Origin of the sequence: Polaromonas sp. CG_9.7 (assembly GCF_015752205.1) — a bacterium.
Classification (GTDB): Bacteria; Pseudomonadota; Gammaproteobacteria; order Burkholderiales; family Burkholderiaceae_C; genus Polaromonas.
In genome coordinates this window covers 1-14,418 of sequence record NZ_JADOVG010000034.1, presented here as the reverse complement: position 1 = coordinate 14,418, position 14,418 = coordinate 1, and the positions used below count along the sequence as shown (strand labels likewise).

15 protein-coding genes and 1 pseudogene are annotated in these 14,418 nt (G+C 57.2%); 11 read left to right on the top strand and 5 right to left on the bottom strand.

Going from position 1 to position 14,418, the window contains the following annotated elements; genetic code table 11:
* The first annotated feature begins 390 nt into the window (after positions 1-390).
* Complete coding sequence (locus tag IWX87_RS19170; protein WP_196865103.1) at positions 391-813, top strand: thioesterase family protein; 423 nt, start codon at positions 391-393, stop codon at positions 811-813.
* Between the two features lie 205 nt (positions 814-1,018).
* Here the strand turns inward: IWX87_RS19170 and IWX87_RS19165 are convergent.
* Both IWX87_RS19165 and IWX87_RS19160 read right to left on the bottom strand, forming a co-directional pair.
* Positions 1,019-1,598 (bottom strand): annotated as a pseudogene (locus IWX87_RS19165) (transposase); the annotation flags it as partial.
* Positions 1,599-2,347: 749 nt separating this feature from the next.
* Positions 2,348-2,500 (bottom strand): hypothetical protein, encoded by a 153-nt coding sequence (locus IWX87_RS19160; protein ID WP_196865100.1) that lies wholly within the window; start codon positions 2,498-2,500, stop codon positions 2,348-2,350.
* Positions 2,501-2,608: 108 nt separating this feature from the next.
* On the opposite strand from IWX87_RS19160, the gene IWX87_RS19155 reads away from it, so the two are divergent.
* The 6 genes from IWX87_RS19155 (at position 2,609) to IWX87_RS19130 (ending at position 9,418) form a co-directional block, all read left to right on the top strand.
* Positions 2,609-4,396, top strand: coding sequence for a hypothetical protein (locus tag IWX87_RS19155; protein WP_196865099.1), 1,788 nt, complete (start codon positions 2,609-2,611; stop codon positions 4,394-4,396).
* A 347-nt stretch (positions 4,397-4,743) separates the two neighbouring features.
* Positions 4,744-5,811: a type III polyketide synthase gene (locus IWX87_RS19150; protein ID WP_196865098.1), complete on the top strand. Its 1,068-nt coding sequence runs from the start codon at positions 4,744-4,746 to the stop codon at positions 5,809-5,811.
* Positions 5,805-6,560: a methyltransferase domain-containing protein gene (locus IWX87_RS19145; protein ID WP_231374929.1), complete on the top strand. Its 756-nt coding sequence runs from the start codon at positions 5,805-5,807 to the stop codon at positions 6,558-6,560. The genes IWX87_RS19150 and IWX87_RS19145 overlap by 7 nt, the downstream gene beginning before the upstream one ends.
* Positions 6,557-7,834, top strand: a complete 1,278-nt coding sequence (locus IWX87_RS19140; RefSeq protein ID WP_231374928.1) for an NAD(P)/FAD-dependent oxidoreductase — start codon at positions 6,557-6,559, stop codon at positions 7,832-7,834. The genes IWX87_RS19145 and IWX87_RS19140 overlap by 4 nt, the downstream gene beginning before the upstream one ends.
* 40 nt (positions 7,835-7,874) lie before the next feature.
* Positions 7,875-8,189 carry an acyl carrier protein gene (locus tag IWX87_RS19135; RefSeq protein WP_196865097.1) on the top strand — a complete coding sequence of 105 codons (315 nt, stop codon included), beginning with the start codon at positions 7,875-7,877 and terminating at the stop codon, positions 8,187-8,189.
* Entirely contained in the window at positions 8,186-9,418 is a 1,233-nt protein-coding gene (locus tag IWX87_RS19130) for a beta-ketoacyl-[acyl-carrier-protein] synthase family protein (RefSeq protein ID WP_196865096.1), read from the top strand. Before IWX87_RS19135 ends, IWX87_RS19130 begins: the two co-directional genes overlap by 4 nt.
* A gap of 66 nt (positions 9,419-9,484) precedes the next feature.
* Here IWX87_RS19130 and IWX87_RS19125 read toward each other — a convergent pair whose 3' ends face one another.
* The gene (locus tag IWX87_RS19125) at positions 9,485-10,081 is read right to left on the bottom strand and encodes a peroxidase-related enzyme (protein ID WP_196865095.1); all 597 of its coding nucleotides are present in this window, start codon (positions 10,079-10,081) and stop codon (positions 9,485-9,487) included.
* 221 nt (positions 10,082-10,302) lie between these two features.
* Between IWX87_RS19125 and IWX87_RS19120 the strand changes: the two genes are divergently transcribed.
* A complete protein-coding gene (locus IWX87_RS19120) occupies positions 10,303-10,692 on the top strand; it encodes a carboxymuconolactone decarboxylase family protein (protein WP_196865094.1) in 390 nt (129 codons plus the stop codon).
* 292 nt (positions 10,693-10,984) lie between these two features.
* Positions 10,985-11,344 (top strand): HPF/RaiA family ribosome-associated protein, encoded by a 360-nt coding sequence (locus IWX87_RS19115; protein WP_196865093.1) that lies wholly within the window; start codon positions 10,985-10,987, stop codon positions 11,342-11,344.
* Between the two features lie 70 nt (positions 11,345-11,414).
* Here the strand turns inward: IWX87_RS19115 and IWX87_RS19110 are convergent, their stop codons facing one another.
* Positions 11,415-11,972 carry a PAS and helix-turn-helix domain-containing protein gene (locus IWX87_RS19110; RefSeq protein ID WP_196865092.1) on the bottom strand — a complete coding sequence of 186 codons (558 nt, stop codon included), beginning with the start codon at positions 11,970-11,972 and terminating at the stop codon, positions 11,415-11,417.
* A 109-nt stretch (positions 11,973-12,081) separates the two neighbouring features.
* Here IWX87_RS19110 and IWX87_RS19105 point away from each other — a divergent pair, with 109 nt between their 5' ends.
* Both IWX87_RS19105 and IWX87_RS19100 read left to right on the top strand, forming a co-directional pair.
* Positions 12,082-12,900 carry a CoA transferase subunit A gene (locus IWX87_RS19105; protein ID WP_196865091.1) on the top strand — a complete coding sequence of 273 codons (819 nt, stop codon included), beginning with the start codon at positions 12,082-12,084 and terminating at the stop codon, positions 12,898-12,900.
* Between the two features lie 3 nt (positions 12,901-12,903).
* Positions 12,904-13,542 (top strand): CoA transferase subunit B, encoded by a 639-nt coding sequence (locus IWX87_RS19100; RefSeq protein ID WP_196865090.1) that lies wholly within the window; start codon positions 12,904-12,906, stop codon positions 13,540-13,542.
* A 110-nt stretch (positions 13,543-13,652) separates the two neighbouring features.
* On the opposite strand, the gene IWX87_RS19095 is transcribed toward IWX87_RS19100, so the two are convergent.
* Complete coding sequence (locus IWX87_RS19095) at positions 13,653-14,129, bottom strand: hypothetical protein (RefSeq protein WP_196865089.1); 477 nt, start codon at positions 14,127-14,129, stop codon at positions 13,653-13,655.
* Positions 14,130-14,418: the final 289 nt, after the last annotated feature.

Sequence of the window (14,418 nt, the reverse complement as noted above, 5' to 3'; positions counted from 1 at the left end):
GAAGTGGGCTCTGGCTGGGTCAGTGAATCGGTATCAAGCTAAAACGTCCCAGGGGTTGGGGGCGTGGACCACCTGGGAGGTATTTCAGCAGCCTGCTAAGCGAGTTCAATCCGTTCTCAAATCTGTCGGGCAATCTCGCTTTTGAAACTTGCTCAGTCAAGGTGGGGTTTGCGTCATCGCTGTATCGGGCACTGGTGCTTTCGGCACTGTTCGGCGTGTTGCGCGGTCAATTTACAGAAAATAAAACGCAGTTTGCCTTGTTGTATTCTTTTGTCTGAAATGACTACTGAAATACACCGATACAGATTGATATCTGTGCACGGTTGGATTTCGACATTTTTTGGCATTCTTCCGGGTTCGTCTTTGAGCCCTTTTACAAACTACCGACCCATGAAAATTGAAATACCCGAGAAGAAAAAACTGGTTCATGAAATGCGTATTGCCATTCGCTGGGGCGACATGGATGCCATGGGACACCTGAACAATGGAACCTACTTTCGTTACATGGAAACTATCCGCATTGACTGGATGCATGCCATTGGGTGCAAGCCTGATCCGAAGGGAGAAGGGCCGGTCATCGTCAATGCATTTTGCAATTTCTACAAACAGCTTGAATACCCAGGCGAGGTGCTGATCAGGATGTTTGTCAGCGACCCAGGCCGAACGACTTTTGAAAGCTGGGCGACGATGGAACGTGCTGAACAGCCTGGGGTCATTTGCGCCGCTGGCGGTGCGACCACTATCTGGGTTGATTTTCCCGCGCAAAAAGCAAAAAACCTGCCTGACTGGATACGTCAGCTGATACAAGACTGATTTAGGTATCAAAAAGCCATTATCCGCCTGCTGCACTTGTATGTGTAGCTATCAAAAAAACTGTAAGAGTTTTTAATAGTCTGGATTTTTTCTGTTTTCCTCAGGTTTATGTCGATTTTTTTTGGAGGTTGTTACGGTATCGCTTCACTTGTTGAATGTGTGCTGTTTGACTGAAGAACAGTTGATTCGGACCGTTGTCGCTTCTTGACGAAGTTGTCGGATAAAGGCGTTTGAGTTCGACGCGTGCATCTTTGGTCGTGAATTGCCAGTTGCCTTTGCCCTGAAGGTTGTCGCTGCGAGCGTGCCAGGCAGCGACTTCGCTTCGCACAGTCTCGATGCTGTCGATGCTCCGGTCCATGCACTGGCCCACCATGACGTTTTTCTCGATTTCTGCGATGTTCAGCCAGCTGCCGTGATTGTGGGTGTAGACGAACTCGAAGCGGCCCCACAGCGCCTTGGCCTGGCCGGGGACAAACGCCCCGTACAGCGAGCCCGGGGTGTTCGTGTTGAGGTTATGCATGACCAGCGTGATGCTCTGCGCATCAGGGGAGCTTGCGGCGATGTCCTGCACAAACACCGCCCAGTCGAGTTTGGTCCGGCGCTCGGTGCGCCTTGGTCAGTCGCCTGCCGGCCAGCCACCAGCTGGCCAGAAAGATGTTGCACCGGCCGCAGCGTTTGTATTCGCAGACATGGCGCCCGGACCGCCCAGACGCTGCGGCAATAAATTCGCGGGTTTGACGAATCAACTGCCGGTGCGTCTGGTCCATGCACCCCACGGGATACTTTTCGCTGTTGACCAGTGCGGCTTGGCGAAATCAAAAAAAGCATCAATCATTTGGCCGGACCAGCCCGGTTTTCCCGTGTTCATATTGCGCGGACTGCTCCCGCCATGGCCGTCATTTCCGACACCATAAATCATGTCTCTTCGGCTTTCGTAATGCGCAGCACCTAATTATTGAGGTCTCGCTTGACCAGGACCAACCAGCGGTGCCATCAACACTGTGCTGTGTTGGAGTCAATCAATAAGGCCGCAGGCAACGCTGCCAGCCACCAATAACGTCGCGCCAAACCCAATTGTTCGCCGATCTTGCTTAGTCACCACAGCGCCCCATGAATCAGTTTGTTGACGGTGATCTGACACCTCGTACGCCCTGCGCCAAGCGACTGTTTTCAGGATGAAAAGCTTTGGCTCTTTCTTTCTCATAGCAAAAACCTGTCCTTCCCAATCGGAATTTGCCTACAGGCGAGTAGGAATACGAAACAAATTCTTACATTTATCAGTTTGCTAATTTAAATCTTTGTTTTTTTTGATAAAAGGTGTTAATTTGTTACCTTATGTTTACTTGTAACTAATGGTCTTTTGCATTAAAAAATTATTTTTACTAATTAAAACAAAAAAGTTATTGTTTTTATAAAATTTTTTTATAGATTTCCCATAAAAAAATAAGTTGTAAGTTTTTTACAAAATGATAATTTATAGACTCTTTGTTACTTGTTTTGGTTTTGAGCTTTTTAAGCTTGTTAATTGTTGCTTTCATAGGGGAAAGCCTGATTTTTTTTGCTCTGAAAAAACCAAAGTCTCTGCAAAAAAGCCTTTTTGAGAATTGAAAAAATTTGATGATGGAAAAGTTTTTAATTTTTCGTTTTTTGAAAATTTTTTAAAAATCTTAAATTTTTTGTAAGACAAGGACTACTTTTTGTGTAGGTGAATTCTCCTTGAATCCAAAAATATGTAAATTTAATGGGTTTGGGTACCTATTAAGATTCAGCCAGGTTTTGAACTAAAGCCAGGTTTTTGAAAGAACTGGCAAGGTTGATTGGTGATTTACCAAGCATTAAGACTCTTATCAAGCAGATCGAAATCACTTCAAAAGTGAAAACGACCGCTTCGGTTGATTTTTTGTTCAGCGAAATTTTGGCAACTTTTACATTTGAATGGATTTTTATGCAAAAACGTAACTTCTCAAAAATTGCTGCAGCTGCTACTGCTGCGGTCCTGATTAGCTTGGGTCAATCAGCCAGTGCGGTTGAAATTGCCCCTTACTTTCATGCGTGGGGCGGCGATACCCTCACTGAAGCTAAACGAGTAGCCGGCCTGGACAGTGCGACGCTCGCCTTCGCCATCACAAAGGGAAGTTGCGCGCTGGATCAAGACTTGCTCAACAAACTGCCGGATGCACGCACTTATGTCGGTTCAGGTGGACAACTGATTATTTCTTTCGGTGGGCAAAACGGCGTGTATGCAGAAATTGCGTGCAAGGACGACAACCAGCTTTTCAACATGCTGGAAAAGCTGATGCTTGATTCGGGAACTCGCCGGATTGACTGGGATGTCGAAGGCCATCAGTTGCTTGATGTCGAAGGCACTGCCCGCAGGACGCGTGTACTGGTTCGCCTTCAGGCCAAGTACCCGGATCTCTACACGTCATTCACCTTGCCTGGCTGGCTGCGCGGTGTAGACAACAATTCGATGGATCTGCTGAGGTCGACGATCGCCGCAGGTGTCCGAATCAGCATGGTCAATGTGATGTCCATGAGCTTTGGCCTTGAAAACCTCAGGACCATGGTGGTGCCTTCCACATTAGCTCAGGCGTCCATCATGACCTTCCGTTCTGCGGTCAGCCAGATGGCAACCCTGTATCCAAACAAGACCCAGGCGCAGTTGCATGCCATGATGGGCTTGACGCCAATGATCGGAAAGAACGATGACGGTTCGACTTTCTCGCTGGTTGATGCAAAAACCATTGCCGACTTCGCCAAAGCCAATGGAATTGGCCTGCTTTCCTATTGGTCATTCCAGCGCGATCGGGCGCAAGCCACGAATGCTTCGACCGATCTGAGTTCGTTCAGTGGCGTCGCACAGTCTAACTACCAGTTCTTGAACATCTTCAAGACAGCTGCTGATTCCGTTGCCCCGACACCAACACCAACACCAACACCAACACCGACACCAACACCAACACCAACACCGAAGCCAGTAACGGCTTCGCCAACACCAGCTCCCGCGTGCAGCAGCGCGACCTGGACTCAAGGCAAGCAATATGCTGCCGGCAGTATCGTGACCTATTCCAATGGCAAACAGTACATCGCCAATTCTGCCAATCCAGGGTACGACCCGACCATCAGCACCTATTTCTGGTCGCAATACATGTGTGCAGCGTCATCTGCTCCTGTATTCACCCCTGCTCCGGCACCAACTCCGGCACCCGCCCCAGCATGCAGTAGCTCGACCTGGACTCAAGGCAAGCAATATGCTGCCGGCAGTATCGTGACCTACTCCAATGGCAAACAGTACATCGCCAAGTCTGCCAATCCAGGGTACGACCCGATCATCAGCAGCTATTTCTGGTCGCAATACAGCTGTGCGGTGTCTTCTGCTCCTGCGCCTGCGCCTGCGGTTGCACCAGCACCAGCTCCGGCACCTGCACCGACATGCAACAGCTCGACCTGGACTCAAGGCAAGCAATACCCTGCTGGAAGCGTGGTGACGTATTCAAATGGCTACAAGTACAAAGCCACCTCCGCCAATCCAGGCTATAACCCGACCATCAGTACTTATTTCTGGTCCCGGTTTGCTTGCTAAGACCTGAAACCCTTGCCTCTTTAACTGCATCCGATCCTTAAGACTCCGGGCTTCACGCAGCAATTGCGTGAAGCCCGGAGTCGCGTGCGGAGCCGTCGTATTCAGTCAAAGCAATCGGAGACAGCTTAGATCAGTGACTTCCTGCAGCGCCTGTTGACGCAAGGCGTTGCAGTGCCGAAAGCGACTTGAGTCCCATTCCTGACGGTTTGCCTTAAACCAAGTCGCCAGCGTAACTGCTGATGGGTCTTGCGGCACTGTCCTACGGCCTGAAGCCTCCAAACGGTTGCGCGCAGAATTTTGAAAGGTCGTATCCTGCTGGTCTGTCACGCAAGAAGGCAAGCTGCACCATGTTTTTTCTCGGAATTGGAACGGCCACACCCGCTTCGCGTTATACAAAGAGCGAGTGCCTGGAAGCGTTCCAAAATTCTGACTGGTTTGAACGGCTTGATGCCCGTGCGCATTTTGTGGCGCGAACCGTGCTGCAGCGTGACAACGGCATCGAGGCACGCTGGCTGGCCGTCGATTCGCTGGCCGATGTGTTTTGCATTGACCCCGACACCCTTTACAAACGCTTTTTGGACCATGCGCCAGCGCTGGCTACACAGGCTGCCGTGCGTGCCTTGGAAAACGCCGGTTGCCTGGCTCATGACATCGATGCGGTGGTGGTCAGCACCTGTACAGGCTATGTGTGTCCGGGCCTGACGGGACATGTGGCCGAGCGGCTTGGTCTGAGGCCTGAAATCCAGGCGTTTGATCTGGTCGGCCAAGGCTGCGCTGCAGCCTTGCCCAATTTGCAACTGGGGGCTGCGTTGCTCAAATCGGGTGTCTGCGAACGCGTGCTGTCGGTGTGCGTTGAGGTCAGCAGTGCCGCAATGTACCTGGACAATGACCCCGGTGTGCTGATCAGTGCCTGCCTTTTCGGCGACGGCGCCGGTGCTGCTGTCCTGTCACGCAATCCGGGCACGACCGGTCGGCAGGTAGAGTGGAAGGACAGCGCGTCGCTGCTGGAGCCATCCCGGCGCGAAGCCCTGAAGTTTGAGCAACGGGCTGGCATGCTGCGCAACATCCTGACGCGGGAGGTTCCGGCGCTGGCGGCCGATTATGCGCAACAGGTTCTGGGCACCGTGATTCATCGGGCCGGCATTGGCCGCCAGGATATCAGCGCCTGGATCATGCATGCCGGCGGCCGCGATGTGCTGCGGGCACTGGAGCGGCGTCTGGAGCTTGCGCCCGCCGATCTGCGCTACAGCGCCGCCATGCTGCGCGAGTACGGCAACCTGTCCAGTGCTTTTGTCTATTTCGTATTGCAAGCTGCGCTGCAAGAGCGTGCACCGGGCGGCTGGTGGTGGCTGTCGTCTTTCGGCGCCGGTTTCAGCTGCCATGGCGCCTTGCTGGAAGTGCAGCCCGCATGCTGAACATGCCGCGCACCGTGACAGCCGAAACACTCGATGGACTGGCTGAGGGCGATCCGTCCGCCATGCGCTCACGCCGTGACCTGCAGCGCATTCACTGGCTCATGGGCACGCGCGGCATCATGGCGCGGGCGCTCCAGCGGCTGCTGGCGTCGCGTCCCCCAACCGCGCCTCTTCGGCTGCTCGAACTTGGCGCGGGCGACGGCAGTTTGATGCTGGGCGTTGCCCGTACCCTGGGCGCGCAATGGCCGGCAGTCGAAATCACATTGCTCGACCGACAGGACCTGGTGACCCGCTCCACCCTCGACAGCTATGCCAGCCTGGGCTGGACCGCCAGCTCCCAGGTGATTGACGTATTCGACTGGGTTTCGACCCCATTGCCTGGCATGCACGGGCTAAATACGCGCTTCGATGTCATTGTGGCCAATCTGTTTTTGCACCATTTCGAAGGGCCTGAGCTGGTCACCTTGCTGGCGGCGATCGAGTCGCGCACCCGGCGTTTTCTGGCTTGCGAGCCGCGCCGCGCGGGGCTGGCGCTGGCAGGCAGCCATCTGGTCGGGGCAGTGGGCGCCAATGCGGTCACACGCGAGGACGCGGTGCTGAGTGTTCATGCCGGATTCAGGGGCAAGGAACTCAGCGCGCTGTGGACCGGAGACCCGTCTTTCTGGACCCTCAGTGAATCTTCGGCGGGCCTGTTCAGCCACTGTTTTCTGGCCAAACACAGCGGTCAGGGCAGGGCTGGCGCACCATGATGAATCACCGCTTCGACGCCATCATCATGGGTGCAGGGCCCGCCGGATCGACTGCTGCCGTGCTGCTGGCACGGGCTGGCTGGTCGGTGGCGTTGGTTGAAAAACAGAGTTTTCCGCGTCGCAAGGTCTGCGGTGAATGCCTGGCCGCCAGCAACCTGCCGCTGCTCGATGCGCTGGGCATCGGCGCAGAGTTTGACGCCAGCGCAGGACCTGAACTGCGCCAGGTTGCGCTGATGCAAGGAGCGCGAACCTTCATTGCCGACCTGCCGGCGGCAGACCAGCCGAAGCGTGCCTGGGGCAGGGCGCTGGGCCGCGAAACACTCGACATGCTGCTGCTGGCGCAGGCCCGTGCCAGTGGTGCGGTGGTGCTGCAGCCGTGGGCTGTACAAGCGCTTGGTGGCAGCGTGGGAAACCACTCGTGCGAAATTCGTGCCATCGGTTCTGACCAGCATGAAGAACTGCAGGCGCCGGTGCTGATTGCCGCGCATGGTTCATGGGAGCCCTTGCCGACCGACCGGGCCGAACGACGCCTTGCGCGCCAGCCCGGTGACCTGTTCGCGTTCAAGGCCAATTTTCGCCATGCCAGCCTGGCGCCCGGCTTGCTGCCGGTGCTGTCATTCGACGGTGGCTATGGCGGCATGGTGCTGGCCGATCAGGGCATCACCACGCTGGCCTGCTGCATCCGGCAAGACCGCCTTGAAGCCTGCCGCCGCTTGTATCCGGGTCTGTGTGCAGGCGACGCGGTCGAGGCTTTTTTAAAGGCGTCATGCCACGGCGTGGCGCAGGCATTGGGTCCGGCGCAACGCGAGGGCGCCTGGCTGGCCGCCGGGCCGATTGATCCGGGCATCAGGCTGCGCGCTGACGACATGCTGTTTCGCATCGGCAATGCGGCGGGCGAGGCGCATCCCATCATCGGCGAAGGCATGAGCATGGCGATGCAGTCGGCGTGGCTGCTGTGCGCGCAACTGCTGCGTTCGGCTGCACCACATGACGGCCTGGCCGACACCGTATGGCACTCCAGCGTGCGCCTTCGCTATGCAGCCGAATGGCGTCGTCAGTTCGCGCCGCGCCTTCGACTGGCCGCCACTCTGGCCCACCTGGCCATGCGGCCCGCGCTGACATCGCCATGGCTGGGGCTGCTGGGTCGCTGGCCCGCGCTGATGACGCATGGCGCGCGCCGCGGCGGCAAGGTCAGGTGCGCCATCAGCGTTGACACGGCAAGCTGGCTGGCAGCGGGTGCCAGCACACGATCCACCAGGCCTGATGCGCAGTGAAGCCCATCCATCCCGACCCGGTATAAAACAAAGGAAAGATATGCCCAGCACCACGACCTTCGACCGGCTTTTCGCCATTTTGATGAAGGACTACAAGCTTGACGCCGCGCAACTTACGCCGGACGCACCGCTTGAAGATTTGGGCATTGATTCGCTGGGTGTGGCCGACCTGCTGTTCAATATAGAGGACGAGTTCGGCATCACCCTGCCGCCCGAGCCGGTGCAACTTCTGACCGTTGGCGACGTGGCGCGTTTCATCGACGGACTGTTGGCCAAGCAGCAGAACCAAGCTGGCGCAACAAGCGCAGCGTCGTCTGGCATCTTGCCGGGAGCCATTTCTTCGACTGTGCCGTGAGGCGGGTTGCCGTTACCGGCATGGGGGTGGTGTCGCCTCTGGGTAACAGCGCTGCAGAAGCGTTTGCTGCCGCGCGCGCGGGACGCTCTGCCGTTCACCGGCTCGATGTTCCTTTCGCCCACCGGCTGTCCGCGCCGCTGGGCGCCACGGTCGCCTTCAACGGTGCCGACCATTTCGATCCGCCGCAACTGCGGATGCTGGACCGGATCAGCCAGTTCGCGCTGATGGCGGCGCGGCAGGCATTGGCTGAGGCACGGCCAATGCTGGCAGAGGCAGATCGCCAGCGCGCCGGTGTTTTCGTTGGCACTGGCATGGGCGGTATTGGCAGCATCGACGACGGCTACCAGACGCTGTACGGCGAGAAGTCCGACCGCATCAAGCCTTTCACGGTTTTGATGGGCATGCACAATGCGCCGGCCGCCTGGATCGGCATCGAGCAAAACTGGAGCGGGCCGAACCTGAGCTATTCAACCGCGTGCTCATCGTCGGCTGTTGCCATCGGCGAGGCCTGGCTGCGGGTGGCGCGTGGTGACATCGACATCGCGCTGGCCGGCGGTAGCGAAGCGCCGCTTTGCTTCGGTTCGTTGAAAGCCTGGGAAGCGCTGCGCACCGTGGCCAGCATCGATCCGGTCAATCCGTCTGCTTCGTGCAAGCCATTTTCCAAAAACCGAAGCGGCATGGTGATGGGCGAAGGTGCGGCCCTGCTGGTGCTCGAACCCTGGGACCATGCGCTCGCCCGCGGCGCGACGATTCACGGCGAACTGGCGGGTTATGGGCTGTTCACCGATGCGGGCCACATCACCCGGCCCAGCGTCGCCGGCCAGGCGGCCGCCCTGCGCGCCGCCTTGCAATCCGCCGGCATGTCGGCAGACGAAGTGGATGCAATCAATGCCCATGGCACCGGCACCCCGGCCAATGACAGCGTCGAGACCGCTGCCATCAAGGCGGTGTTCGGCAGCCGTGCGGCCCAAATCCCGATCAGCGCGACCAAGGCGCTGCACGGTCATTTGCTGGGCGCGACGTCGGCGCTGGAATGCGTGCTGTCGTTCATGGCGATGCAGCATTCGGTGGCGCTGCCGACCATGCACCTGCAGCACGCTGATCCGGCATGCGACCTGAACTATGTGCCCAACGCTGCCAGCGAGGGCGTGGCGCTGCGCAGCATGCTGTCAAGCTCGTTTGCCTTTGGGGGAACGAATGCGGTGCTGGCTTTGCGGGCTGTGGGTTAAAAAATACAGCGAAAAATGCACTTAGCGCAATGCCAGCATATGTTTTTAGCTATTTAATAAATAGCGTTAGGCCGGTTTGGGTGTTTTCGGCAAACGCCCCATCAGATAAAACTCCGGGTTCGGCTGCATGCCGCTGAAGCTCGCCATGCGGTTGGACAGGCCGAAGAATGCAGTGATGGCCGCAATATCCCAGGCGTCTTCGTCGTCAAAGCCGTGGGTATGCAAGGCCTCGAAGTCGGCATCCTCAATCTGGTCAGAGTGCAGGCAGACCTTCATCGCAAAATCGAGCATGGCGCGCTGACGCGGTGAAATGTCCGCCTTGCGGTAGTTCACTGCCACCTGATCGGCCACCAGCGGTTTCTTTTCATAAATTCGCAAAATCGCGCCGTGCGCCACCACGCAGTACAGGCAGCCGTTGGCCGCGCTCGTTGTGGTGACGATCATTTCGCGCTCGCCCTTTGTCAGCGACCCGTTGGGATTGCCGCTTTCTTCCTTGAGCATGAGCGCATCGTGGTAGGCAAAAAAAGCGCGCCATTCGGCCGGACGGCGGGCCAGCGCCAAAAACACATTGGGAACGAAACCGGCTTTTTCCTGCACTTCCAGAATTTTGGTCCTGATGTCATCGGGAAGGTCATTGAGCATGGGGGCAGGGTAACGTGGCATGTCGGGTCTCCGGTTGGCTGGGTAAGAATTCCACCTCGAAAGCCATCGATTGCAAGGTTTGAATGGCTTGCGTGGTTTGGACTGAAGGCGCTTGCACAGGCCATCCTAGCGCAGCTTGTCTGACGCTTGGCGGCGTTGTCTGATGCGCCACATGCCGCCACAGGCGGGTGAGCAGCCGCAGCCGCTATGCTGAGGGTTTTTCATTGCAAGGAGCCCGCAGCATGAACCCAACATCCGACAACGCCTACGACAAAGGCCTTTCCACCCGCAAGCAAGTCATGGGCGAAGCGTTTGTCGACAACGCTCTGTCTGGCGTGACCGACTTCACCCGGCCAATTCAGGATCACATCACGGCCAAGGCCTGGGGCGACGTCTGGCAGCGCCCCGGCCTTGACCTCAAAACCCGCAGCCTGATCACGGTGGCGATGCTGACGGCGCTCGGCAAGCAGCATGAACTCAAGGGCCATTTGCGCGGCGCGCTGAACAACGGCGCCACGCCGACCGAGTTGCAGGAAGTGTTGTTGCATGCAGCGGTCTATTGCGGTGTACCCACAGCCGTCGAGGCCTTTCGCACGGCCGCTGAAGTCGTGGATGGAACAAAGAAAAACTGACCTCATATCCAGCTTTGCCATGGTGCCGCAGTGCCAAAATTTCAAGGTTTATGGTAAATTTTCGCAATAGCCGTCTGCTTTTGACGCTATTGATTAGCTAGCAGCTGCGTTAAAAATCAATTTGCGCCTGTCGTTGTCGAGGCTTAACATCCGGACTGGGCATGGGGACTACAGGGTCTTGCCGCTTGCGGGGCCATAATGGTTTTTAGCTTCCGCCTTTTGGGCGGTGTCACCGTGCCGCACGGCCGCTTGGCCAAGTGCTGCACTTCATCCAGAAAAGGAAATAATCCAGATGCAAATTCAGATCAACTCCAACAACAGTATTGACACGGGCGAATCGTTCGAACGCTGGGCGAACGCCGAATTGACTGGATCTTTCAGCCGCTACAAGGACGACATCACCCGCATCGAAGTGCACATGAGTGACGAAAACGGCGAAAAGGTCAGCCCCGACCACAAGCGCTGCATGCTGGAGGCCCGGCTCGCCAACCGTGAGCCTGTGGCCGTCAACCACCATGGCGCCAACCAGGACGAAGCCTTCCGGGGGGCCAGTGAAAAGCTCAAGCGCGTGCTTGAACACACCCTTGGCAAACTGCGTGACCACCGTGCGCGTGAATCAATCCGCCGCGAGCCAGATCTCGACAACGTCTGAATCCCTGGCGTGAGGGCCTGAACGCTTTGCGGGCTCCCAGCAGACGGAAAACCTCTGCCAGAGCAGGGCATCAATCCCCAGCCATGAGTTTTTGCACCAGATCGGCCGTGGTTGATGCCTTGAATTTTCGCATCAGGCGTGCACGGTAAATCTCCACCGTACGGTGGCTGATGATCAAGGCGCGGCCGATCTCCTTGGAGGTCAGGCCGCGCATCAGGTGGGCTGCCACCTCGCGCTCGCGTGCAGTCAGTTCGGCCGTTACCGGACGGCTGGCGCTCAGGTCTTCAAACGTCCAGATGCCTGATTCATGCGGCACACTTCGGTTCAGTGCCCGGCCTGTGACGTGACACCAGAAGGTTTCGTCTTTGCATCGCCCATCGACCCGCTTCATGATGCGGTTGTCCGAATACATGCCGGTAGCATTCAAAATAGGAAGCATGCGTACACCGATGCGCTCGAACTCGTCGGCGCTCGGGTAAAGAATGAGGAAAGACTGGCCCACCAGATACTCACGCGTGGTGCCGAACATTTCGCAGACATGCTGGTTGCAATCAAGAATCGAGCGGTTGCGGGACAGCACAAGCCCCACCGGTGCCAAGTCGAAAGCCAGTTGGTAATCCGTTGACATCAGGACAAACCTTTAAGAAAAACTACGTAGCGCAATAGGTAGTATCGTAATGGACCGGACAGGCGCGTGAAAGCGTCCTGAAGGCTGAACCAAACAAGGAGACATTTTTGTGAAGAAACTTTTCCCCTCTGCTGCAGAAGCCCTTCGGGGCATCGTCAAAGACGGACAACTGTTCGCTGTGGGCGGCTTTGGCCTGTGCGGAATTCCCGAAGCGCTGATCGATGCGCTGCGCGATACCGGCGTCAAAAACCTGACCGTGATTTCCAACAATGCCGGAGTAGACGGATTCGGCCTGGGCAAGCTGCTCGAGACGCGGCAAATCAAGAAAATGATTTCGTCCTATGTGGGCGAAAACAAGGAGTTCGAGCGCCAGTACCTGGCCGGCGAACTGGAACTTGAATTTACGCCGCAGGGCACGCTGGCCGAAAAGCTGCGCGCCGGCGGTGCCGGTATTCCTGCTTTTTTCACCAAGACCGGTGTCGGTACGCTGGTGGCTGAAGGCAAGGAACTGCGTGAATTCGACGGCGAAACCTATGTGATGGAACGCGCCCTGGTGCCTGATGTGGCACTGGTCAAGGCGCACCGTGCCGACAAGTCCGGCAACCTGCAGTTTCGCCTGACCGCCCGCAATTTCAACCCCGCTGTGGCCATGGCAGGCAAAATCTGCGTGGTTGAGGTGGAAGAAATCGTGGAAACGGGCGACATGGAGCCTGACCAGGTGCACTTGCCAGGCATTTACGTGCACCGTATCGTGCACAACCCAAGCCCTGAAAAACGCATTGAGAAACGCACCGTCACCCAAGCCCCGGTCGATGCCGCCGCCGCCAAGGTCGAAGCGCAGGCCGCCATTGCCCAGGCAGCAGTTATCACTGCCGACGAACCCGTCCCATCCACCATCAAGGCCGCCAGCGGCCAACAAGGAGCCTGAAGCATGCCGTGGACCCAAGACCAAATGGCGGCCCGCGCTGCCCAGGAACTCGAAGACGGTTTCTATGTCAATCTCGGCATCGGTATTCCGACGCTGGTCGCCAATTTTGTTCCCAGCGACAAGGAGGTCTGGCTGCAGTCAGAAAACGGCATGCTCGGTATCGGCCCGTTCCCGACGGAAGATCAAGTGGATGCCGACCTGATAAATGCCGGCAAACAGACCGTGACCACTTTGCCGGGCTCGTCTATTTTCGGGAGCCACGACAGCTTTGCGATGATTCGCGGCGGCAAGATCAACCTGTCTATCCTGGGCGCGATGCAGGTCAGCGAGCAGGGCGACCTGGCCAACTGGATGATTCCGGGCAAGATGGTCAAGGGCATGGGCGGCGCGATGGATTTGGTCGCCGGCGTCAAGCGCGTGATTGTGCTGATGGAGCATGTCGCGAAGAAAAAGGACGGCACCATCGACCTGAAGATCCTGCCGAAATGCACATTGCCCCTGACTGGCGTCGGTGTAGTTGACCGCATCATCACCGACCTGGCGGTGATGGACGTGACGCCCCTGGGCCTTAAGGTGGTTGAGCTGGCACCGGGCGTTACTCAGGAAGCGTTGCAAGCCAAGACCGGCGTCACGCTGATCTGAAGCGATTTGCCTTGGACAAGAAAAAAGGCCCTGAGGGGCTTTTTTTTTGGGTGCGTTCACCGCCATCGAACAAAACCGGGCCTTTGGTCACTGAGCCTGATTCGATGCGTTCACCAAGCGTTTTTCGGCCTGACCGCCAGCGCCACAATTGTCACACCCAGGGCAACAATCAGCGCGTCCTCGATCAAACCACTGCGAGTCTGGCCCATGCGCGCCATTGCTCGTTCACGGCCGGCCAGACTCAGGTAGGCCAGAGGTACGGCGGTTGCAATCGCAGTCACAGCGCCGGCCTGTTCGCAACCATGGGGAGCCAACGCAGCGCCTGCTATCCCGGCGCTGCTTACCCTGGCCAGCAAGCCCAGAAAAACAGTGCGGTCAGGCGCTGTCTTCATCTTGTCTCCGAACAATTCGCCAACCCCCATGGCCAAGGCGCCATAGGTGAATACAGGACGGTCCAGCAGTACGAGTTTTCCCGGCGTGCGATGGCCAAGAAGCCGTGCAGCCGCAATGCTTGCCATGGGCGTCATGGAGCGTGCACTGGCAACAGCGCCGATCAGAGCGGAGAAAAGCAATCCGCGATATTTCATGGTTTTTCCCCGAGGTAATGCCGACAAGGCCATCGTCCATGGTTCTGCTTCATGCAAACAGGGCAAAACACCCGATCATCTGTAGGAAGCAGTTGGAGGCTGGCTGGTAATGGTACTGATAGCCAAAGCTGACACCCGCTGACCTGCCCACATCTCTACCTGAAAAAGGTTGGTATGGCATGGTTGAGCCTGAAACGTAAGCGGCCAGCGATGACATCTTGAATAAGCATGTCGAAATATGCTACGGGTTAGCGAAGCGTCAGCCCGCAGGCTGCCAGTGATGGGGCAG

Excerpts from the sequence above, each read along its gene's own strand:
- IWX87_RS19150 (WP_196865098.1), top strand. The coding sequence starts at position 4,744 with ATGTTTTTTCTCGGAATTGGAACGGCCACACCCGCTTCGCGTTATACA.
- IWX87_RS19115 (WP_196865093.1), top strand. The coding sequence starts at position 10,985 with ATGCAAATTCAGATCAACTCCAACAACAGTATTGACACGGGCGAATCG.
- IWX87_RS19120 (WP_196865094.1), top strand. The coding sequence starts at position 10,303 with ATGAACCCAACATCCGACAACGCCTACGACAAAGGCCTTTCCACCCGC.
- IWX87_RS19140 (WP_231374928.1), top strand. The coding sequence starts at position 6,557 with ATGATGAATCACCGCTTCGACGCCATCATCATGGGTGCAGGGCCCGCC.
- IWX87_RS19100 (WP_196865090.1), top strand. The coding sequence starts at position 12,904 with ATGCCGTGGACCCAAGACCAAATGGCGGCCCGCGCTGCCCAGGAACTC.
- IWX87_RS19110 (WP_196865092.1), bottom strand. The coding sequence starts at position 11,972 with ATGTCAACGGATTACCAACTGGCTTTCGACTTGGCACCGGTGGGGCTT.
- IWX87_RS19145 (WP_231374929.1), top strand. The coding sequence starts at position 5,805 with ATGCTGAACATGCCGCGCACCGTGACAGCCGAAACACTCGATGGACTG.
- IWX87_RS19095 (WP_196865089.1), bottom strand. The coding sequence starts at position 14,129 with ATGAAATATCGCGGATTGCTTTTCTCCGCTCTGATCGGCGCTGTTGCC.
- IWX87_RS19170 (WP_196865103.1), top strand. The coding sequence starts at position 391 with ATGAAAATTGAAATACCCGAGAAGAAAAAACTGGTTCATGAAATGCGT.
- IWX87_RS19135 (WP_196865097.1), top strand. The coding sequence starts at position 7,875 with ATGCCCAGCACCACGACCTTCGACCGGCTTTTCGCCATTTTGATGAAG.
- IWX87_RS19125 (WP_196865095.1), bottom strand. The coding sequence starts at position 10,081 with ATGCCACGTTACCCTGCCCCCATGCTCAATGACCTTCCCGATGACATC.